General features: G+C 66.6%; 18 protein-coding genes. 10 read left to right on the top strand and 8 right to left on the bottom strand.

Going from position 1 to position 19,916, the window contains the following annotated elements; all coding sequences use genetic code 11:
* The first annotated feature begins 309 nt into the window (after positions 1-309).
* From ACSQ27_RS24095 to ACSQ27_RS24065, 7 genes are all read left to right on the top strand, one after another.
* On the top strand, positions 310-1,911 hold the full coding sequence (locus ACSQ27_RS24095) for a ShlB/FhaC/HecB family hemolysin secretion/activation protein (protein WP_436158026.1): 1,602 nt from the start codon (positions 310-312) through the stop codon (positions 1,909-1,911).
* Positions 1,912-1,937: 26 nt separating this feature from the next.
* Positions 1,938-4,238 (top strand): two-partner secretion domain-containing protein, encoded by a 2,301-nt coding sequence (locus tag ACSQ27_RS24090; protein WP_436158025.1) that lies wholly within the window; start codon positions 1,938-1,940, stop codon positions 4,236-4,238.
* 55 nt (positions 4,239-4,293) lie between these two features.
* The gene (locus tag ACSQ27_RS24085) at positions 4,294-4,716 is read left to right on the top strand and encodes a hypothetical protein (protein WP_436158024.1); all 423 of its coding nucleotides are present in this window, start codon (positions 4,294-4,296) and stop codon (positions 4,714-4,716) included.
* Positions 4,717-4,760: 44 nt separating this feature from the next.
* Positions 4,761-5,114, top strand: a complete 354-nt coding sequence (locus tag ACSQ27_RS24080) for a hypothetical protein (protein ID WP_436158023.1) — start codon at positions 4,761-4,763, stop codon at positions 5,112-5,114.
* Positions 5,115-5,308: 194 nt separating this feature from the next.
* Complete coding sequence (locus ACSQ27_RS24075) at positions 5,309-6,229, top strand: transporter substrate-binding domain-containing protein (RefSeq protein WP_436158022.1); 921 nt, start codon at positions 5,309-5,311, stop codon at positions 6,227-6,229.
* A 206-nt stretch (positions 6,230-6,435) separates the two neighbouring features.
* Positions 6,436-8,289 (top strand): SLC13 family permease, encoded by a 1,854-nt coding sequence (locus ACSQ27_RS24070; protein WP_436158021.1) that lies wholly within the window; start codon positions 6,436-6,438, stop codon positions 8,287-8,289.
* Positions 8,286-9,311: an ABC transporter substrate-binding protein gene (locus ACSQ27_RS24065; protein ID WP_436158020.1), complete on the top strand. Its 1,026-nt coding sequence runs from the start codon at positions 8,286-8,288 to the stop codon at positions 9,309-9,311. Before ACSQ27_RS24070 ends, ACSQ27_RS24065 begins: the two co-directional genes overlap by 4 nt.
* A gap of 15 nt (positions 9,312-9,326) precedes the next feature.
* Here the strand turns inward: ACSQ27_RS24065 and ACSQ27_RS24060 are convergent, their stop codons facing one another.
* The 3 genes from ACSQ27_RS24060 to ACSQ27_RS24050 form a co-directional block, all read right to left on the bottom strand.
* Entirely contained in the window at positions 9,327-10,145 is an 819-nt protein-coding gene (locus ACSQ27_RS24060) for a substrate-binding domain-containing protein (protein WP_436158019.1), read from the bottom strand.
* A 58-nt stretch (positions 10,146-10,203) separates the two neighbouring features.
* Positions 10,204-11,067, bottom strand: a complete 864-nt coding sequence (locus ACSQ27_RS24055; protein ID WP_436158018.1) for a DUF2726 domain-containing protein — start codon at positions 11,065-11,067, stop codon at positions 10,204-10,206.
* Between the two features lie 174 nt (positions 11,068-11,241).
* The gene (locus tag ACSQ27_RS24050) at positions 11,242-12,585 is read right to left on the bottom strand and encodes a hemolysin family protein (RefSeq protein WP_436158017.1); all 1,344 of its coding nucleotides are present in this window, start codon (positions 12,583-12,585) and stop codon (positions 11,242-11,244) included.
* A gap of 32 nt (positions 12,586-12,617) precedes the next feature.
* Here ACSQ27_RS24050 and ACSQ27_RS24045 point away from each other — a divergent pair, with 32 nt between their 5' ends.
* Positions 12,618-13,472: a symmetrical bis(5'-nucleosyl)-tetraphosphatase gene (locus ACSQ27_RS24045; RefSeq protein ID WP_436158016.1), complete on the top strand. Its 855-nt coding sequence runs from the start codon at positions 12,618-12,620 to the stop codon at positions 13,470-13,472.
* Here the strand turns inward: ACSQ27_RS24045 and ACSQ27_RS24040 are convergent.
* The 3 genes from ACSQ27_RS24040 to ypfJ all read right to left on the bottom strand — a co-directional run bounded on the left by ACSQ27_RS24040 (position 13,464) and on the right by ypfJ (position 17,184).
* Entirely contained in the window at positions 13,464-14,402 is a 939-nt protein-coding gene (locus ACSQ27_RS24040) for a YihY/virulence factor BrkB family protein (protein WP_436158031.1), read from the bottom strand. The genes ACSQ27_RS24045 and ACSQ27_RS24040 overlap by 9 nt on opposite strands.
* Before the next feature lie 109 nt (positions 14,403-14,511).
* The gene (locus ACSQ27_RS24035; RefSeq protein WP_436158015.1) at positions 14,512-15,960 is read right to left on the bottom strand and encodes a DEAD/DEAH box helicase; all 1,449 of its coding nucleotides are present in this window, start codon (positions 15,958-15,960) and stop codon (positions 14,512-14,514) included.
* A 342-nt stretch (positions 15,961-16,302) separates the two neighbouring features.
* The gene (gene ypfJ / locus ACSQ27_RS24030) at positions 16,303-17,184 is read right to left on the bottom strand and encodes a KPN_02809 family neutral zinc metallopeptidase (protein WP_436158014.1); all 882 of its coding nucleotides are present in this window, start codon (positions 17,182-17,184) and stop codon (positions 16,303-16,305) included.
* Positions 17,185-17,333: 149 nt separating this feature from the next.
* On the opposite strand from ypfJ, the gene ACSQ27_RS24025 reads away from it, so the two are divergent.
* Positions 17,334-18,068 (top strand): DUF4136 domain-containing protein, encoded by a 735-nt coding sequence (locus ACSQ27_RS24025; protein WP_436158013.1) that lies wholly within the window; start codon positions 17,334-17,336, stop codon positions 18,066-18,068.
* Positions 18,069-18,076: 8 nt separating this feature from the next.
* Here ACSQ27_RS24025 and ACSQ27_RS24020 read toward each other — a convergent pair whose 3' ends face one another.
* Positions 18,077-18,928, bottom strand: coding sequence for a 2-keto-4-pentenoate hydratase (locus ACSQ27_RS24020; protein ID WP_436158012.1), 852 nt, complete (start codon positions 18,926-18,928; stop codon positions 18,077-18,079).
* Positions 18,929-18,971: 43 nt separating this feature from the next.
* Here ACSQ27_RS24020 and pcp point away from each other — a divergent pair, with 43 nt between their 5' ends.
* A complete protein-coding gene (gene pcp / locus ACSQ27_RS24015) occupies positions 18,972-19,649 on the top strand; it encodes a pyroglutamyl-peptidase I (RefSeq protein ID WP_436158011.1) in 678 nt (225 codons plus the stop codon).
* Here the strand turns inward: pcp and ACSQ27_RS24010 are convergent.
* Positions 19,642-19,899, bottom strand: coding sequence for a hypothetical protein (locus tag ACSQ27_RS24010; protein WP_436158010.1), 258 nt, complete (start codon positions 19,897-19,899; stop codon positions 19,642-19,644). The two genes, pcp and ACSQ27_RS24010, sit on opposite strands and share 8 nt — an antisense overlap.
* Positions 19,900-19,916: the final 17 nt, after the last annotated feature.

The following is a 19,916-nucleotide window of genomic DNA, read 5'->3' as shown; positions in this document are numbered from 1 at the left end:
CTCCGGCACCAATTAAAGCCCCTGTTTCGCAAGGAACTAGGGCTTTTTTCATTCCTTTCTGACCCATTCGTTCCCCGCAAAACTGCGGTGTCGTGACAACAGAAAGTAAGTTCACTTTGTAAATTAGGCGGCTGAAGGCACGTTCTGAGTTACGTCCTGTTACGATGAACGGACACCCTGAACAGGGCCTTACGAGATCTCATTTCCAAGTCATTTGTTCAGCCCAACGGTCCCCGTGGATGAGAACAAATGCGTCGACACCGCTTTATCAAATACCTGGCCCATTGCGGCTTAACCAGCGTGCTTGCCATGGCGGCCGCAACCGCCCTGGCGGCCGACGAGCGTTTCGACATCACACGTTTCCAGGTTGACGGCAATACCCTGCTGCCGGCGGCGGAAGTGGATCGCCTGGTCGGCCCGCTGGCCGGGCCGCAGCGCGGTTTTGCCGATATCCAGCTGGCGATTGAAGCCTTGCAGCAGGCTTATCGCAAGGCCGGTTACAGCACGGTGCTGGTGTCGGTGCCTGAGCAGGAACTGGCGGGCGGCGCGGTGAAGCTGCTGGTGCGGGAAAGCGTGATCTCCTCGATCACCATCAGCGGCAACGAACATTTCGACGAGGCCAATATCCGCGCCAGCCTGGTGCGGCTGCAGGTGGGCGGCGCGCCTCGCCTGGGCGCGATTTCCGAATCCATCCAGCTGGCCAACGAAAGCCCGGCCAAACAGGTCGGCGTGACGCTGGCCGAGGGCGAGAAGCCCGGCACCATAGACGCCAAGGTCCTGGTCACCGACCACAAGCCGCTGCGCTTCATCGCCACGCTGGACAACACGGGCTCGCCGTCCAGCGGACGCTGGCGGACCGGCATTGCCGTGCAGCATGCCAACCTCTTCAACCGCGACCACGTGGGCACGCTGGCCTACACGACCTCGCCCGACAGCCCTTCAGGCGTGAACCTGAATGTCTTTTCCGTGGGCTACCGCGTGCCGCTGTATGCCTTTGGCGACAGCGTCGACTTCATCTACGGCAAGTCGAGCGTCAATTCGCCGGCCAGCTCCCCGGTGCTGGGCGGGCTGCTGGGCTTCACGGGCAAGGGCGACGTGTATGGCCTGCGCTGGAACCATTTCCTGGGCCGCAGCGGCGAAAGCACGGCCAAGCTGGTGCTGGGCCTGGACCACAAATTCGTCGACTCGCGCTGCGAGGTCGGCGGCGTGACGGTGAGCATTGCGCCGCCCACACCGCCGATTGCCTCCTGCGTGCCTTACAAGACCACGCCGCTGAGCATCACCTACAGCAGCCAGACCGAGGCTGTCGACCAGATATCCGGCTACAGCGTGGGCCTGTCGCGCAACATTGCCAGCGGCGAGCGCTACACCAATATTGACGGCCGCACCGACCGCTACTCTTACCTGACGCCGGGCAACCGCGCCACGCGCGACGACTTCATGGCCGCGCGCGGCACGGCTTCCTGGTTCAAGGCCTTGGCCGGCGGCTGGCAGGCGCGGCTGGCCGGCAGCGCGCAATACACCGACACGCCGCTGCTTGCGGGCGAGCAGTTCGGCCTGACCGGGTCGACGACGGTGCGCGGCTTCCAGGAGCGGGCCGTGGCGGCCGACAGCGGCATCGTGGCCAACGCAGAGCTGTATACGCCGGAGCTCGCCGGCAGCGTCGGCCTGCCGGGCCAGCTGCGCGGCGTGTTTTTTGTGGACGCGGGCCACGGCAGCAACAACAAGGTGGGCAGCAGCGGTGTGCCGGGCAGCGTCACGGTGTCCAGCCTGGGCGCCGGCCTGCGTTATGTCTTCAGCCGCGACTTCAGCCTGAGCGTGGACCTGGCGCGCGTGAACAACGCCGGAACCTCCCTCACGGAAAAACGGGGCGACTGGAATGCCCACCTGAGCGCCTCGCTGGCGTTCTGAAAAAGAAGAACACAAGGTCCATCACCATGCCCATGCATTCACATTCCAGCCCCCTTCGCCTCTCGCTGCTGGCCAGCGCCCTGTGGGTGGCCTGCGCCACGCAGGCCTTTGCCCAGGGCTTGCCGGCCGGCACCCTGCCCACGGGCTGGAACGTCACCTCGGGCAACGCGGCCATCACCAAAAACGGTAACACGCTGACCATCAACCAGACCAGCCAGCAGGCGATCGCGAATTTTGCGACCTTCAGCGTAGGCTCCGGTGCGTTGGTCGACATCCACCAGATCAACAGCTCGGCCGCGCTGCTGGCGCGCGTCAACGGCGGCGACCCTTCGCTGATCCAGGGACAGATCAGGGCCGACGGCGCCCTGTGGCTGATCAACCAGGCGGGCATCATGGTGGGGCCGGGCGCGCGCATCGACGTGGCCCGTTTTATCGCGAGTTCGCTGAACGTCAGCGACAGTGATTTCCTGGCCGGCCGCATGAACTTCAAGAGCACGGGCACACCGGGCGAGGTGCGCAACGAGGGCACCATCAACGCGGCCAGCGGCGGCAGCATCTACCTGGTGGGTGCCAACGTCGCCAATACCGGCAGCCTGAACGCACCCCAGGGCGAGGTGCTGCTGGCGGCGGGGCAAACCGTGCAGTTGGTGGACACGGCAACGCCGGGCGTTTCCGTCGCCATCACGGGCACGCCGGGCGAGGTCCGGAACATGGGCCAGATCACGGCCGAAGCCGGCCGCATAGGCCTGGCCGCCGGCCTGGTGAGCAACAGCGGCACGATCAGCGCGTCCAGCGCGGTGCGCGAAGGCGGCAGGATTTTCCTGCGCGCTTCGGGCGACGTCAGGACCTCGGCCACGTCGAGCATCAGCGCCAACGGCACGACGGGCGGCAACGTGGTGCTGATTGCCGAGAACGCGGCTTCCATTGACGGCCAGGTGTCGGCCACGGGCAACGCGGAAAGCGGCGGAAGAGGCGGCTACGTCGATACCTCGGGCAAAATTTCGCTGGACGTGGTGAACGTCCCGACGGTGGGCCCAGGCGGCGAATGGCACATCGACCCCTTCAACATCGAGATCGTGGCGGCCGGGCCGGATGCCGGCGTCATGGGCACCAATGCCATTGTGTCCAACGAGACTGGCGCCCGTATCAACGCGGCGACCATCGTTGCCCAGCTCGATGCCGGCACGAATGTGAGCATCACCACGGGCACGGGCAACCCTGCCCTGGACATGGTGCACGGCGACATCACGGTATCGGCTGCCATCAACAAGACCGCCGGGGGCGATGCGGCACTGACGCTGAACGCCAACAACAACATCATCATCAACGCGCCCATCACCAGCAGTTCGAACAAGCTGGCCCTGAACCTGAACAGCAACTACCTGAACAACTACCCGGCGGACAACCACGCGGTGCAGCTCAATGCCAACCTGGCCCTGAACGGCGGCGCGCTCACGGTGTCGCAAAGCGGGGGCAGTGCCAACGGCACGCTCAATATCGCGGGCGGCACGACGACGCTGGCGGGCGGCTCGGCCGTCAACGCCGCCGCCGTCAATGTGCTCTTGGGCGCCATGCTGGCCGGCAACGGCACCCTGGCGCTGGGCGGTACCGGAACGCTGTCGAACAACGGCACCGTGTCACCAGGCACGGCAGGATCCGTCGGCACGCTGGCCGTCCAGGGCAAGTACACGCAGGGCAGCACCGGGGTGCTCAACATCAAGCTGGCGGGCACCGACAGCTTTGACAGGCTCGCCATCAGCAACACTGCCAGCCTGAACGGCCGGCTCAATGTCCGCGGGCTCAACGGCTTTGTGCCGTTTGCCGGGTCGATTTACAACGTTGTGACGGCAACGGGTTCGGGCAGCGGCAGTTTCAGTACGGTCGATGCACCCAACATCACCGCCGCCGCCGGCACGGCGAACCTGGCCGTCAGCTACCCCGGCACAGGCACCGCTGCCCGCATCACGACAACCGCTTCCTCAGCGAACATCTGCTCGATCTCGCCGAATTCAATGCTCTGCCAGGTGCTGTCGGCCGACATCCCTGTCGCGGTCGCGATCCAGCCCGCCACCACGGCGGCCACCACGGCGTCGAACATCATCCTCAGACCGTCCTCTACCGGCGGAGCGCTGTTTTTTACCGAGAGTGAATCCACCCCCGAGCAGGTCGCCGCCATGCCGGTTTCCATCCCGGCGGCCGGCAGTTCGGGAACCTCATCGGCGTCCGGCAATGACGAGAAAAAGAGCGACAAAAAAGAGGACCAGATGATCATTAAAACCGCTACCAAAAAAGCAGAACCGCCACCGCCAAAAACCTTCTGCAACTGAGGTGCATGACATGAAACTGCCAACATTTTTCACTCCCCTGCTTCCCGCATGTGCGATGGCAATCGCGCTGCTGCTGCTGGCCCCGCTTGCGCAGGCCCAGGTCGTGGGCACCGTCACCAAAGCATCCGGCCTGGTGGTGGCCAAAAGCGCCGAGGGCCGCAGCCGGGTGCTGGCCGAAAACTCGCCGCTGCGCCAGGGCGATAGCGTCACCACCGGGCGCAATGCCTTCGCCCGCCTGGAATTTGTGGACGGCGCGGCCATCGTGCTGCAGCCCGAGTCCGTGCTGGTGCTGACGCGCTACAGCTACGACGCCGGCAAGCCCGGACTCGACAAGGTGGAGCTGGAGTTGACGCAGGGCGGTTTCAGCAGCACGGCCGGCGCCCTGGGCAAACGCAGCCCCGACGCCGCCGTGATCACCACCCCCGCGGGCAATCTGCAGGGCAGCGCCAGCATGGAGGTTTCCCTCAGGCAGCCTTGAGCCGACTGAGCCGCCTCCACAACCCCAACACAGCAGGAAATCCCATGAAAACATTCATTTCAAGTTGCCTGGCCTTGCTGGCCGCACTGGTCTCCACCGCAGCCCTGGCGCAGCCCGCGCCACTGGGCATCCCCCGGTCCTCCCCCTCTCCCGCGCTCGCACCGGGGTTGTATGTGCACGTGATAGACGGCCTGGTCAACCTGAGCAACCAAGGCGGCACCACCAGTTTCGCGCCCGGCCAGTTTGGTTTCACGCCCACGTTCACGACGCCGCCATCCCCTCTACCCAAAGTTCCAGGTATTCTGTTGGTACCCCCGCCGGCGTTCCTCCCCTCAACGGGCAGCAGTGGCGCGAGCGGCGGCAACAAGGCCGCCGCCATCGACTGCGTGGTGCGCTGAACCACGGACGTTGCCCCGCCCCGCCAAAGCCCCTGTTTCGCAAGGAACAGGGGCTTTTTCATGCCAGCGGGAAGCCGCGGCCGCCCACAATGAGTACCTTGGTCGTACCGGGGAAGCCCTGCCCTGGCGGCGTTGCGTATTGAGGGCTTTTCACTAAGAATCAGCTGGACAGGTCCGAACAATGGGGGGTTCTCATGAAGACAGTATTTCTGCTTCGCTCCAGCGCCAGATCAATCCAGCCCCGCTTGCTGCCGGTCGCCGTGGCCCTGCTGGCCGTCGTGATGCCGCAATGGGCCCAGGCCCAGGCCACGCTGGAAAAAATCAAAAGCCGCGGCCAGATCAATGTGGGCTACCGCGCGCTGGCGGCGCCCTTCTCGTATCACCAGACGCCGGAAAAACCGATGGGCTACAGCATCGAGTTCTGCAAACCCATGATCGAGCGCCTGCGCCAGGCCGCCGGCAACAAAAACCTGCCGGTGCGCTACATCGCCACCGAAGTGGACGCCCGCGTTCGCCTGCTGTCCGAAGGCAGCGTGGACCTGCTCTGCGAGAACGTGACCGACACGCCGGAGCGCCGCGCGCGCATGGAATTTTCCACGCCGATTTTTGTGGACGCCATCCAGGTGGCGGTGCGCAACAAGGACATGATCAGCACGCTGGAACAGCTGAAGGGCAAAAGCATCGTCGGCATCGACGGCAGCACGGCGGCCCCGGCGCTGGAGCGCTATGCGCAGTCACACTCGCTGAAGTGGCAACACGCCAAGGCCGTCAACCCCGATGCCGCGCTGGGCCAGTTGCAGCTGGGCTGGGCCGCCGGTTATGCGCGCGACGGCGTGATGCTGGCGGCGCAGCTCGCCAGCCTGCCCGACGCCGGCAACTACACCATCCTGCCGGAGCGCCTGTCGGTGGAAACCATCGCCATCGGCTACCGCAAGGGCGATGCCGCCATGGGCGAGCTGGTGAATGCCGCCATCAAGGAGTCCATGCGCAGCGGCGCCGCCCAGGGCTGGTACGAGCAGTGGTTTTTAAAACCGGCCAAACCCGGCGGCAAGCCGCTGTTCGCGGCCATGCCCCCGGAAATGAAAACGCTTTTTGACACCGCCAAGGCCAACTGAGCGAAACCGGGCAGACGCCGCGCCGGTTGGAAACGCTACGGGTTTTCAGCTTGCCGGTTTCGCCGAAACAATGATGTAATGCGCTCAAAATACGCCGGCCTCCCTTCAGCAAGGTGCCGGCAGCTATCCATAAAAACAGGCCAGGAATGCCGATGCACACGTCCCTCCGGATTCACCCCAGCGCCGCGTGTTAGGCCCGCGAATCCATGCCGCTTTCCGCCACCCCTGATTCCGACGCCCTGGCCTTGCTGCGCCAGGACCCGCTGTTTGCCGACCTGTCGGGCAGCCAGCTGGCGCGCCTTCTGGCCAGCCTGCACTGGGTGGAGTTCGCCGCCGGCGAGACGCTGTATGAACACGGCACGCCGGCCCGCTGCCTGTATCTGCTCCAGGCCGGCGCGCTGCAGCTGACTACGCCGGGCGGCCGCACGCTGGCCCTGGCCGGCATGCGCTGCGGCGAGGAAGCCGCCGGCGACACGGCGAACTACCTGTGCAGCGTGAGCGCCACCGCGCCGGTCAAGGCCTTGCAGCTCACGCGCGAAGCGCTGGCGGAACTCGCCGAAAAATCGCCGTCGCTGCGCAGCCGCGCCCTGTTGGCGCTGATGGGCTATGTGGGCGGCGAGAACTTCCTCAAGCCGGCCAAGCCCGCCGCAAAAAAGCCGGCCAAGCCGATCTCGACGCGCGAACTGGTCGGCTGGCTGGCCGTCATCGGCGTTCCGCCCGCGATCTATTTCCTCTCCGGCATGGCCGGGCTGGTGGTGGAGGCCTCGCTGTTCCTGGCCATCCTGTCGGCCACGGTGCTGATGTGGCTGTTCAACCTGGCCGACGAGTTCGTGCCGCCGCTGGTGGCCATCAGCGCGGTGCTGATCGTGGGCCTGGTGCCTTCCGAGGTCGCGCTGGCCGGCTTCTCGTCGCGCACGCTGACGACGCTGGTCGGGGTGTATGCGCTGGCGGCGGTGATCTCGGCCTCGGGCCTGAGCTACCGCTTCATGCTGTGGCTGCTGATCAAGCTGCCCGACACGCCCTTCTGGCACCAGGCGGCGCTGCTGCTGTCGGGCTACCTGCTCTCGCCCATCATGCCTTCGGGCAACGCCCGGCTGTCGCTGGTGCTGCCTTTTTACCGCGACATGGTCGACGGCCTGAATTTGCCGGCGCAGGGCAAATCGGCGACGGCGCTGATGGCCGCGACCTTCTCGGGCGCCATGCTGTTTTCGCCGATGCTGCTGACCAGCAAGTCCTCCAACCTGACGGCCTTCGGCATGCTGCCTTTGCAGCTGCAGGACCAGTTCCAGGGCCTGTTCTGGCTGGTGGCGGCCGGCGTGGCCGCGCTGACCGTCACCGCCGCGCACCTGCTGGTGATGCGCCTGTGTTTCGGCCGCACGCCGCAGGCCGCGCTTCCCAAGGCAAGGCTACAGCGCCAGCTGGATTTACTGGGCCCCATCAGCCGGCCCGAAAAAGCGGCTTTGACCGGCTTCCTGTTTTTCCTGATCGGGGCCGGCAGCGCCGGCTGGCACCAGATCTCGCCGGCCTGGCTGGCCGCATTTTTGCTGGCCGGGCTGCTGCTGATGGGCTTGCTGAGCAAGAAGGACTTCCAGCAAAAGATCGACTGGCCCATGATTTTTTTCCTGCTCAGCCTGGACGGCCTGAGCCGCGCCATCAGCTACCTGGGCCTGGACACGGCGCTGGCCCACTCAGCCGGCGGCCTGTTCGATTTCGTCGGCGGCAGGATGGCCTGGTTCATCCCCGTGGCGCTGGCGGTCACGCTGCTGCTGCGCCTGGTGCTGCCGATCACGGCGGGCATGATCGTGGCCGCGGTCATCCTGATTCCCATCGGGCAGGCACAGTTCATCAACCCCTGGGTGGTGGTCTTCCTGACCGCCATGTTCAGCGACATCTGGTTCCTGCCTTACCAAAGCTCGCAGTACCTCCAGGTGCAGGGCAGCGGGCTGGACCGCTATTACAAGCACTCGGATTTCCTGCGCTATAACCACTGGATGAACCTCGCGCGCCTGCTGGCGGCCTATCTTTCGATTCCCTATTGGGAATGGCTGGGGCTGGTATGAAGAGCGGGAAGCTGGCCGTCCTCACCGCCGCGGCGCTGCTGGCCGCGCTGCTGCTGCTGGGCCTGTTCAACCTCTCCAAGCCGCGCATCCTGGTGCTGCACAGCTCGGAGCGCAACTCCACCACCGTCGGCAAGATGGACGAAGGCATACGCCAGGTCCTGGACAGGAACCGGCAGCCGATGACGGTGCGCTGGCACTACCTGGGCATAGACGCCCTGCCCGACGAAGACCATCGCCAGGATGCCGCCAAGGAAGGCCTGCGCACCATCGCGCAGTTCGACCCCGACGTCGTGATTGCGGTGGACGACGAAGCCCAGGAATACGTGATGCGCCGCTTCGCCGGCAAGGACCGCCCCAAGCTGGTGTTTGCCGCCATAGACCATGAGCCCGCGGAATACGGCTACGTGGGCGCGGCCAACGTCACCGGCGTGGCCGAAAGCCTGCCGCTGGCGGCCATCCGCGACCTGCTGCACTACGTCAAAAAAGGCCAGCCCGTGCGGCTGGCGGTGCTGAGCGACACCAGCCCCACCGGCAAGGGGCGGGTCAAACAGCTTGAAGCCTTCGACTGGGCGCCGCACAGTGTGGCGAGCGTGCACACGCCGGGCGACTTCGCCGCCTTGCAGGCGGCCGTCAAGGGCATGGAGGGCAAGGCCGACGTGGTGCTGATGCTGTCCCACGGCAACTTGCCGGCCGGGCCCGGCGCGGCCGGCGCCGTGCCGGAGGCCGAACTCATACGCTGGATGGAAGCCCACGCGGCACCGCTGCCGCTGGGCACCGACATCGGCTACGTGCAGCAAGGCGGGGGGCTCAGCGTGGCGCCGTCGGCCAAATCCATGGGAGAAACCGCCGCGGCCGACGCGCTGGGCTGGCTGAAAGCCAAACCCGCCGCCCAGACGCCGCCGGCCAGCCAGGACACACGCTACAGCGTCGCCGTGCGCGCCGCCGCGCTGCGCGCCCGCGACATCAGCCTGCCGTCGATCTACCTGGAAGCGGCGCGGCTGGAGCAGCTTTATTACCCCTGACCCGCAGCCCGCGCATCAAGGTTGCGTGATGGGCTCCAGGCCGGTTTTGCGGATCACGGGCGCGGCCGCCGCGGTGGTGAAAAAGCGGATCAGCGCGCGCGCCGCCTCGGGCTCCGTGGCATCGGCCGCGATGCCGGCTGAAAACACCGTGACGCGCTGCACCTCGGCGGGCAAGGGCCCGACGTAGTCAATGCCCGCAATCGGCAGCAGCTCGCTGACCTGCTGAAAGCCCAGTTCGGCCTCGCCGCGGGCCACCACCGTGCCGACCCGCTCGCTGAGGATGCGGCGGCTTTTGCCGGCGACCTGGTCGGCAATGCCCAGGCGCTGGAACAATTCGGTGGAGATATAGACGCCGCTGGCGCTGGCCGAGTAGGCGATGGACTTTGCCTCCAGCAGGGTGCGCCTGAGCGCATCGACGCTGCCGATGTCGGGCTTGGGCGCGCCGGCGCGCACGGCCATGCCGATCAATGAGCGCACCAGGTCCACCCGGCTGCCGGCCACCACCTTGCCCTCGCCGGCCAGCGCATCCAACGCCGGCGCCGCCAGGATCACGACGTCGGCGCGCTCCTTGCGCGCCAGCCGGCTGGGAATGGCATCGGGCGCGTTGCCCATCGATGCGCCGTAGGACGTGATGACCTTGTGCCCGGTGGCGCGTTCGAAGTCGGGGACCAGTTCGTTATAGGCGGCGGTGAAGCCGCCGGACGTCATGACGTGGATGTCGGCAGCCCACAAGCCGGTGCCCGGCAAAACCAGGGCCGGCAGCAGCACCAGGAGCCTGGCAAGCGCCAGCAGCCGCCGCTTGCCCTGTCGTGACTGTTGTGCGATCGAAGCCATCCGGCCACTATACGCGGGCCAGGCGGCGCAACAAGGCCGGCGGGGTTGTGTGGGCGGCTCAGGGCTTGGCGCCGTCCTGCGGGATGTCGTCGGGCGTGATAAAGGAATCTTCCCAGGGGGCCGCGAACTGGTGGTCGGCCTCGTCGTGCACGATGCCGGAGCCGGTGCTGAGCGGGTCAAAGTTGGTGAAGCGGATCTTGCGGTTGCGCTCCAGCTTGGCCCGCAGGCTGCTGCGGGCGGCGGCCATGGCGGCCATGTCGACGTGCGCCGCCTGTTCCACCTGCTGCGCATCGGCGACCAGGGCGCCGCCGTCGGCCGCGCGCATGGTGTCGGGCACGGTGGCCAGGGCGTCGGCTTCCGCGTCCACCGGCAAGGCCATGGGTGGCTCGCCGAGCACGGCCGGGAAGGACGGTTCGTCGTCCGACAGGTCGATTTCACCGAGGAAGGCGGCGCGCACGTCCTCCAGCGTCGGCAGGTTGCTGGCACGCACCACGGCGTAGGCGACGCCGCATTCAGCGAACAGTTTGCGCTTGAGGTCGCGGTTGCTGGCCTTCAGGCCCTGTGGGCCGGGCACGTCGAGGCAGCCGATGACGGTGCCGTCGGCGGCGCAGACCGTGAAGCTGCAGTACACGTTCTTGAGCAGTTCGTAGGAGCGCTGGCCTTCGGCCTCATTGCGCGGCGAGACAAAACGGATGACGGGGACCTTGACCACCACGTGGTGGTCGAAAAACGCGCGCTGCAGCCAGTGCCAGACTTCCTGCTCGGCATCGAGCAGCAGGGGCCGGGCCTGCAGATGCCATTGCGCGGGAATGCGGCGTTTCTTGCGCGCGGCGCGCGCCAGCCAGCCATGGTGGCAGGCCGCTCCCGTGGCCATACCCGACAAGGTCGTGGCCGTCAGCGCCAACACAAAAACATCAAACATGGGTGCCTTAAACTTTTTTTCAGTTTAAAACAGAGCCCACTCAAGTTACAACCGTTTACGTGTACCGGTGTTGTTGCAGCGTCTCATTGATGAACACCACGGCTTAAAACACGACTTAAGTCACATAACGGCCCCTAAAAGTCTCGGAACCGCCACGAAACGAAGAACAAACAATTACAACTCGGCAGCTTCAGGCGCCGGGCTGGCCAGCACCTTGTCGATGCGCTTGCCGTCCAGGTCCAGCACCTCAAAACGCCAGCCCGCGCATTCGACGGCCTCCGCCGTTTTGAGCAGCCGGCCCGAGACGCTTTGCAGCAGGCCCGCGACCGTGTTGTAGCGGCCCTTGCCTTCTTCGGGCAGTTCCTTGATGTCCAGCCTGGCCTTGAGTTCGGCCACGGGCATGACGCCGTCGATCAGCCAGCTGCCGTCCTCGCGCTCGGTGGCCCAGGCGTCCACCTGGGCGCCGGGCTGCAGTTCGCCGGTGATGGCCTCCAGCATGTCCATGGGCGTCATCAGGCCCTGCACCACGCCGTATTCGTCGACCACAAACACGATGCGGGTGGAACGCGCCCGGAACTGCTCCAGCAGCTCCATGCCGGTCAGCGTTTCCGGCACGAACACCGCCGGCACCGCGTACGCGCCAATGCGGTCGGTCACCGAGGGCACGGCGCCCGGGCTCTGGCCCTTGCCTGGCGCGACGGGCTGGATCTGGCCGCGCAACGCGAGCAGCTTGGCCACGTTGACCACGCCGACCACGTCGTCCAGGCTGCCGCGGCACACCGGGTACCAGGAATGGCCGGTGGCGCCGGCCTTGTCGATGGCCTGGGCCACGGTGTCGGAGGCGTCCAGCCATTCGATGTCGGAGCGCGGCAGCATCAGCGAGGTGAGCAGCCGGTCGTCGAGCAGGAACACGTTCTGCACCATCTGGTGCTCATGCTCTTCAATCAGGCCGGCGTCCACGCCCTCCTCCAGGCTGGCGGCGATTTCCTCCTCGGTCACGGCCCGGCCGGCCGTGTTGTCGATGCGCAGCAGCTTGAGCACCGCCTGCGTGCTGATGGACAGCAGCCGCACAAAGGGCTTGAAGCCGGTGGCCACCCACATCATGGGCCGCGACACCAGGCGCGCGACGGTTTCGGGGTAGAGCTGGCCTATGCGCTTGGGTACCAGCTCGCCGAAGACGATGGTGATGAAGGTGATGATGGTCACCACCAGGGCGGTGGCGGTGATCTCGGAGACACGCGGCCGCACGCCGAAGGTCTGGATCCAGGTCGCCAGGCCGCTGCTGAAGGCCGCCTCGCCAATAATGCCGTTGAGCATGCCGATGGAGGTGATGCCGACCTGCACCGAGGAAAGGAACTGCGTGGGGTTGTCGAGCAGGCCCAGGGCCGCCTGCGCGCCCTTGTCGCCGGATTCCCCCATGGCCGTGAGCCTGGCCTTGCGGCTGGAGGCGAGGGCCATCTCCGACATGGCAAAAACGCCGTTGAGCAGCGTCAAAAAAGCAATCAGCAAAAAGTCCATAGATTAGGAAAGGCCTGGCGCAAAATAAACACATGTCAATGTACTGTATCGGCGACCTGCAGGGTTGCGACGCACCCCTGGGGCGGCTGCTGGACAAGATCGATTTCTCGCCCAGCCGCGACACGCTCTACGTCCTGGGCGACCTCGTCAACCGCGGCCCCGACTCGCTCAAGGTGCTGCGCCGCCTGGCGGCCCTGGGCGACGCGGCGCAGTGCCTGCTGGGCAACCACGACCTGCACCTGCTCGCCCTGTGGCAGGGCGCACGCCCCCCGGGCCGCAAGGACACGGTGCAGGACATCCTGCAGGCCAAAGACAGCGAGACGCTGCTCGACTGGCTGCGCCACCGCGCCATGGCCTTGCACCGCCACGGCTGGCTGATGGTGCACGCGGGCGTGCTGCCGCAGTGGACGGTGGCGCAGACCATGGCACTGGCGGCTGAAGTCGAACAGGTGCTGCGAAGCGGCGACCTCAAGGGCTTCTTCAGCGCCATGTACGGCAACACCCCGGACCACTGGGACGACAGCCTGCAGGGCGCCGACCGGCTGCGCGTGGTGGTGAACGCGCTCACGCGCCTGCGCTTTTGCACGCCCGAAGGGGTGATGGAATTCGGCAGCACCGAAGGCGCCGACGATGCGCCTGCCGGCTACCTGCCGTGGTTTGACGTGCCGGGGCGCCAAACCGCCGGCACACCGCTGGCCTTTGGCCACTGGTCCACGCTGGCCAAGGACGGCGGCGCGCCGCGCTTGCATAAGAACACCCTGCCGCTGGACACCGGTTGTGTCTGGGGCGGCTGCCTTACGGCGGCCAAACTGGGGGTGCGGGCCGGCAGCTTTGAACTGGTCGCCGTGCCCTGCGAACAGGCGCAAAAACCCGGCAAATCAGGCTGAAACCGGCGGCGGCTCACGCGCTTCGTCTGCCCAGGCGCGCGCCACGCTGGCGGACAGCAGCAGCACGGCCGACGAGAAGTAGATCCACATCAGGATCACCACCAGCGAGCCGGCCGCGCCATAAGCCGACACCACGGCGGCGGTCGAGAGGTAAAAAGCCATCAGGTGCTTGCCGACCGCAAACAGGATGGCCCCCGCGGCGGCACCCATCACCAGATAGCGTAAAGAAGGCTTGGGGCCCACGCTGATTCTCATGAGCGCCACAAACAGCAGCACACAAAAACCGAAAGACACGACCTCGTTGAGGACCCAGGCGACTTTTTCGATCGGCAGGTAGCTGCCGGCCCAGCCCGAGAGCAGGCCCAGGAAGGTCGAGATCACCAGCGAGACCAGCAACAGGAAACCAAAGGCCAGGATGTAGGCCACCCCGCGCAGGCGCACCGAAGCACCGTGCCACCACTTCTGCTGCGGCACCTCGCCGCTGCCTTGGCGCCACAGTCGCTCAAACGCGTCCTGCAGTTCCACGAAGACGCCGGTGGCGCCGAACAGCAGCAGCGCAAACGCCAGCAGCGAGGCCGTGATGCCCTCCGAAGGCGCCTGCGCGCTGGACAGCGCCTGCTGCACCACCTGGGCGCCCTGCGCGCCGATGACGCTGCGGATCTGGTCGACGAGGCTGGTCTCAAGGTAGGCGCGGTCCAGCCACCAGCCCAGCACGGCAACCAGCAGGACCAGCAGCGGCGCCAGGCTCAGGATGCCGTAGAAAGACATGGCCGCGCTCATGCGCATGCCGCCGGCGTCAACCCAGTGGTCGACGGCGCGCCTCAAGGGGCGAAAGATTCTCAGGAAGGGGGCGAAAAGCGCGGGAAGCCCCAAGACCGGTAAAGGCGAAGGCTGGGGTGAAGGCTTCAGCTGCGGATCGGGTTTCGCCATCATGCGGACAGCGTAAAAGCCGGGGTGCGCACCCCGCACCGGACAGCCCCGCTATCAGCCGTAGGCGTGAACCGACGGCGCCCGGGGCGGTAGGTATTTAACCGGCGGTTTAGACCGTGGACTGGTTCTTGAACAGCGCCGCGACTTTTTTCTTGGGCTTGATGTTGGCCGACACGCCGCTGCGCGCGGGCGCGGCCTTGGCGGCGGCTTCCCAGGCGGGCTGGGCTTCGGGTGCGGCCGTGGCTTCGTAGGGCTGGTCGAAGAAGGGGTCGCGCTGCGCGGCCGGCTGGCGGTGCGGCGTGTATTCGCGGCGCTCGCGCGGGGGGCGGGCCTCGCGCGGGCTGCCGCCGTCCTCGTTTTCGCGGTACATGCGGCGGCCGTCGTTGATGCGGCCGTCACTGGCACGTGGGCTGTTCTCTTCAAACTCGATGGGCTCGAGTTCTATCTTGGTTTTGATCAGTTTCTCAATGTCGGCCACCAGACGCTGGTCGCTGGGCGCCACAAAGCTCACGGCCAGGCCGGAGGCGCCGGCGCGGCCGGTGCGGCCGATGCGGTGCACATAGTCTTCGGCATTGAAGGGCACGTCGAAGTTGAACACCGCCGGCACGTCCTTGATGTCGAGGCCGCGCGCGGCCACATCGGTGCAGACCAGCAGGTCGACTTCGCCTTTCTTGAAGGCGTCCAGCGCCTTGAGACGCTCGTCCTGGCTTTTGTCGCCGTGCAGCGCGGTGGTCTTGAGGCCCTCGCGCTCCAGCGAGCGGGCCAGGCGTGCGCAGCCCAGTTTGCTGTTGACGAACACGAAGGCCTGCTTCATGCCGCGTTCTTTCAGGATCTGGTGCAGCGCGCGGCGCTTGTCGTCGGCGCCCACGCTGTAGAAGTGCTGCTCGACGGTGGAAGCCGTGGCATTGGAACGCGCCACTTCGATGGTGACCGGGTCCTGCAGGTAGCTGGAGGCCAGGCGCTTGATTTCAGGCGAGAAGGTGGCCGAGAACAGCAAGGTGATGCGCTGCTTGGGCAGGTAGCTCAGGATGCGCTGCAGGTCGGGCAGGAAGCCGATGTCCAGCATGCGGTCGGCCTCGTCGAGCACCACGTATTCGACCTGGTTGAGCACCGCGTTCTTGGCTTCGATGTGGTCCAGCAGGCGGCCGGGCGTGGCCACCAGCACTTCCACGCCTTTTTTGAGCTCGGCCGTCTGCGGCTTCATGTCCATGCCGCCGAACACCACGGTGCTGCGCAGGTTGGTGTATTTGGCGTAGAGCTCGACCTGCTGGGCCACCTGCACCGCGAGTTCGCGCGTGGGCAGCAGCACCAGCGCGCGCACCGGGTGGCGGGCGGGCGAGGTGGAGGGGTTCTCGTGCTTCATCATGCGCTGCAGCAGCGGCAAGGCGAAGGCTGCCGTCTTGCCGGTGCCGGTCTGCGCGGCGCCCATGACGTCTTTACCCTGCAGGACGACCGGGATGGCCTGTTCCTGGATGGGGGTCATGGTTTCGTAGCCCATCTCGGCGACGGCGCGGGCCAGCGGTTCGGCCAGCGAAAGATTGGAAAAAGAGGATGTCATAAGAAAGCTCTGCCTAACACTAGCGGGTAACTGTTGCGGTAGTAGCGCGCGGTCGGGGATGGGATTGCCAAGGCGCGTATTGCAAGCCAACAGCACAGCCATTGGCGGGAAAGGTAACGCCGCAGACCGCCCGGGTCCCGCGCGGTCTGGACCGCGGGGCAAGGCTTTGTGCAGAGCTTCCTCAGCCCGCTATTGTCGCACTTTGGGCGAATTGGCCGGTTTTGCCGGCCCTTGAGGGCGCCATGGCTATTCCGCGCCGGCCGCCGAGGCCGGTTTTGGCCGCCAATCGCTATGAAGTTTATAGCACCACAAGACCACCAGCAAAGGAAAGCACCGTTCAGGCTATAAATTCCGGGCGCTGAAGGTGTCGCAGGCCTTGACGCTGCCGGTCTTAAAGCCGGTGTCGAACCAGCGCTGGCGCTGGGCACTGGTGCCGTGGGTGAAGCTTTCGGGCACCACCGCGCCGCCGCCGGCCCGCTGCAGGGCGTCGTCGCCGATTTTGGCGGCCGCGTTCATGGCTTCCTCGACGTCGCCCTGCTCCAGGATCTGGCGGGCGTTCTGCGCGTTGTGCGCCCAGACGCCGGCAAAGCAGTCGGCCTGCAACTCCAGCCGCACGCTCAGGGCGTTGTACTCGGCCCTGCTGACGCGGCCGCGCATCTGGTCCATCTTGGCGCTGATGCCCAGCAGGTTCTGCACGTGATGGCCCACCTCGTGCGCGATCACGTAGGCCTGGGCGAAGTCGCCGGGCGCGCCCAGGCGGCTGCGCAGGGTTTCGTAAAAACCGAGGTCGATGTAAACCTTCTGGTCACCTGGGCAGTAAAACGGCCCCATGGCGGCCTGGCCCTGGCCGCAGGCGGTCTGCGTGGCGCCGCGGAACAGCACCAGCCGGGGTTTCTGGTAAGTGCCGCCGCCCTTGGCGAAGACCTCGGTCCAGACGTCCTCGGTGTCGGCCAGCACGGTGGAGACAAATTTCGCCATGCGGTCGTCAGCCGGCGGCTTGTGGGCCGGGCCCTGCTGCTGCACCTGGGCCGGCGGCCCGCCGCCGCTGAGCAGCCCCAGGATGGTCAGCGGGTTGATGCCGAAAATCCAGCCGCCGACCAGCGCCACCACGATGGTGCCTATGCCTATGCTGCGGCCGCCGAAGCCAAAACCGCCGCCTCCGCCGCCGCCGTCATCGCGCCGGTCTTCCACGTTGTCGGATTCGCGATTGCCTTCCCATTTCATGCTGTCCCCCTTGTGCCGTGCAATACTTGCCTGACCCTGCCGGCCGAGACCCCATCCCGGGCCCCGGGCGCGTGTCAGCGCATGCGCCGACTTTACTTGAGCGGCGCTGCGCGGCGGAACAAAATTGAACCCTGGTGTATCCACTCCTCATGAACATTTTGACCCACCCCTCGCCCGCAAGCCACGGCCCGCGGCGCAGCGCCGGCGCCGTGTTGTCCGTGTTGTTCCGTTCGCCGCGCCTGGCCCTGGCGCTGCTGCTGGCCATGCTGCTCACGGCCTGCGCCAGCCCCATCACGACGCGCGTCACCAGCTTCAACCAGTGGCCCGCCGACGCGGTGGGCAGCACCTTCAGCTACATCACGCCGGTGGACACCACGCGGCAGCTGGAACAAGCCACCTACGAAGGGTATGTGCAGGCCGAGCTCGAAAAACGCGGCCTCAAGCGCGCGGCTGAAGGCCAGGCCGGGCGGCTGCAGGTCGACGTGGCGGCCAGCAGCCGCAGCGAGGAAAAAACCTGGATGCAGCCGATTTACCAGGACAACATGGTGTTCCTGCCGCCCTACCGCGACGCCGCGGGCCGCCTCTACGGCGGCGGCTGGGTGCCCGACCCCTTCGGGCCGCGCTACGTGGGCGACCGGCCGGTCAGCATGACGGTGTACACCAACAGCCTGCGCCTGCGGCTGCTCGACACCCAGGGCACGCCGCCCGGCAAGCCGCCGCGCACGGTGTTTGAATCACGCGCCGTCTACGAAGGCGGCAGCGGCGACCTGCCGCTGGTGGTGCCCTACCTGGTGCGCGCAGTGTTCGACGACTTCCCCGGCCAGAACGGCCAGGTGCGCGTCGTGAAGTTCGACAGCGAAACCGGCGCCGTGATCAAAAAATAAGGTCCCGGCTATTCGAACCGGACCGCCAGCCCCTTGAGCGCGCCGGCGACCGGCCCGGACGCTTCGATTTCGGTATGCCAGGTCTGCCCTGCCTGCACCGGCCAGGCATCGGTCAGCGTGCCGGTGGTGATGACGTCGCCGGCCCGCAAAGCCGGCGCGTCCGGCGTGGCGCGCAGCTCCCGCACAAAATGCAGCAGCGCCTGCACCGGGCCGTCCAGCACATTGGCACCCACACCCTCGTCCTTGAGCACGCCGTCGCCGTAAAGCCTGAGCTTCAGGCGGGCAAGCGATGCGATCAGCGCCTCGGGCGCCGTGCCGGCCGGCAGCTTCACGGCATGGCCCACCAGCAGCCGGCCGTGCAACCCGCCGTCGGCCACAGCTTGCGCGGCGCTGAACTTCCAGCCCGGGAAATGCGTGTGCACGATTTCATAGCCGTGCGCGACCCAGTCAACGGCCGCCACCAGCTGCTCCGCCGAACAATCGGGCGGCGGCGCTTCGCGCAGGCCGAACACCACCTCGGGTTCTATGCGCGGCTCGCACAGGCCCTTGAGCGACAGCACGCCTTCGTTGGGACCAGCGGCATCGACATGCGCCAGGCTGCTGCGCCATACCGTGCCCCAGATAGGGCCATAGACCTCGTAGCGCGGCCAGATGGTGCGGTTGGTAAAGCCGACCTTGTAGCCGACCGGGCTGTCGCCCTGGGCACTTCGCGCGGCGCGCACGGCCAGCGCGGCGGCATAGGCCAGCGGCACGTCGGCCGGCACGGCGGCGGGCCAGGGCAGCGGCTGGGCTTCAAGGCGCGCGCGCGTCAGGTCGGCGACCAGCGCGGAAAGGTCGGGATCGGATGCGGGGGTATTCATGGGGGCCATGGTAGCCAAAACGCCGCCGCCTTCACAATGGCGCATGCCCGCATCCTCCGCCTCTTCACTTCCCCGGGTCCTGCTGACCGGCTTCGATCCCTTTGGCGATACCGGGCACAGCAGCCAGCCCCTCAACCCCAGCTGGATGGCGGTGAAGGCGCTGGGCGGCAAGCGCATAGGCGGCCACCTCGTGGTGGCGGCGCAACTGCCCACCGTATTTCAGGACTCCATCGCAGAACTCGTGCGGCTGCTTCAGCTGCACAAGCCGGCGCTGGTGATCTGCGTCGGCCAGGCCGGCGGGCGCGGCGCGATCTCGCTGGAGCGCGTCGCCATCAACGTCAACGACGCCCGCATTCCCGACAACGCCGGCGGCCAGCCTGTCGACACGCCGGTGGCGCCGGACGGGCCGGCGGCCTATTTCAGCAGCCTGCCGATCAAGGCCATGCTGCAGGCGCTGCAGGCGGCGGGTGTGGCGGCCGAGGTGTCGCAGACCGCGGGCACCTTTGTCTGCAACCACGTGTTTTATGGGCTCATGCATGCGCTGGCCACGAAGCGCGGTTTCAAGCGCACACGCGGCGGATTCATCCATGTGCCTTATGTGCCCGAACAGGGCGCGCCCAGCCTGCCGCTCGAGGAGACGGTACGCGGGCTGCGGCTCGCCCTGGCAACGGCGCTGTCAACGACGCATGACATCGCCAAAGGCGCGGGAACCGTCAGCTAGCGTCCGGGCCGGTTTTACCGTCGCGCGCGGGCACGGCAGGGTCGTCGCGCAGCAGCCGCCACAGCAAAAAAGTACCAAGGATGGCATTGCCCACGGCGAAGCCGGTGAGCAGCAGCGTGGCCCAGGCGTTCAGCGGACGGTTATGCACCACCCAGGCCAGCAGCGGCGACAGGCTGTTGAGCGTAAGCATCAGCCAGAACAGCGGGTTGCGCGGCTGGTACAGGCGTGAAAGAGGACGTGACGGTTGCATCGTGAGTGAATGCTAAC

It is taken from the genome of Polaromonas sp. LjRoot131, assembly GCF_964252805.1.
Classification (GTDB): domain Bacteria; phylum Pseudomonadota; class Gammaproteobacteria; order Burkholderiales; family Burkholderiaceae_C; genus Polaromonas.
This window is presented reverse-complemented; position numbering and strand designations above follow the sequence as displayed.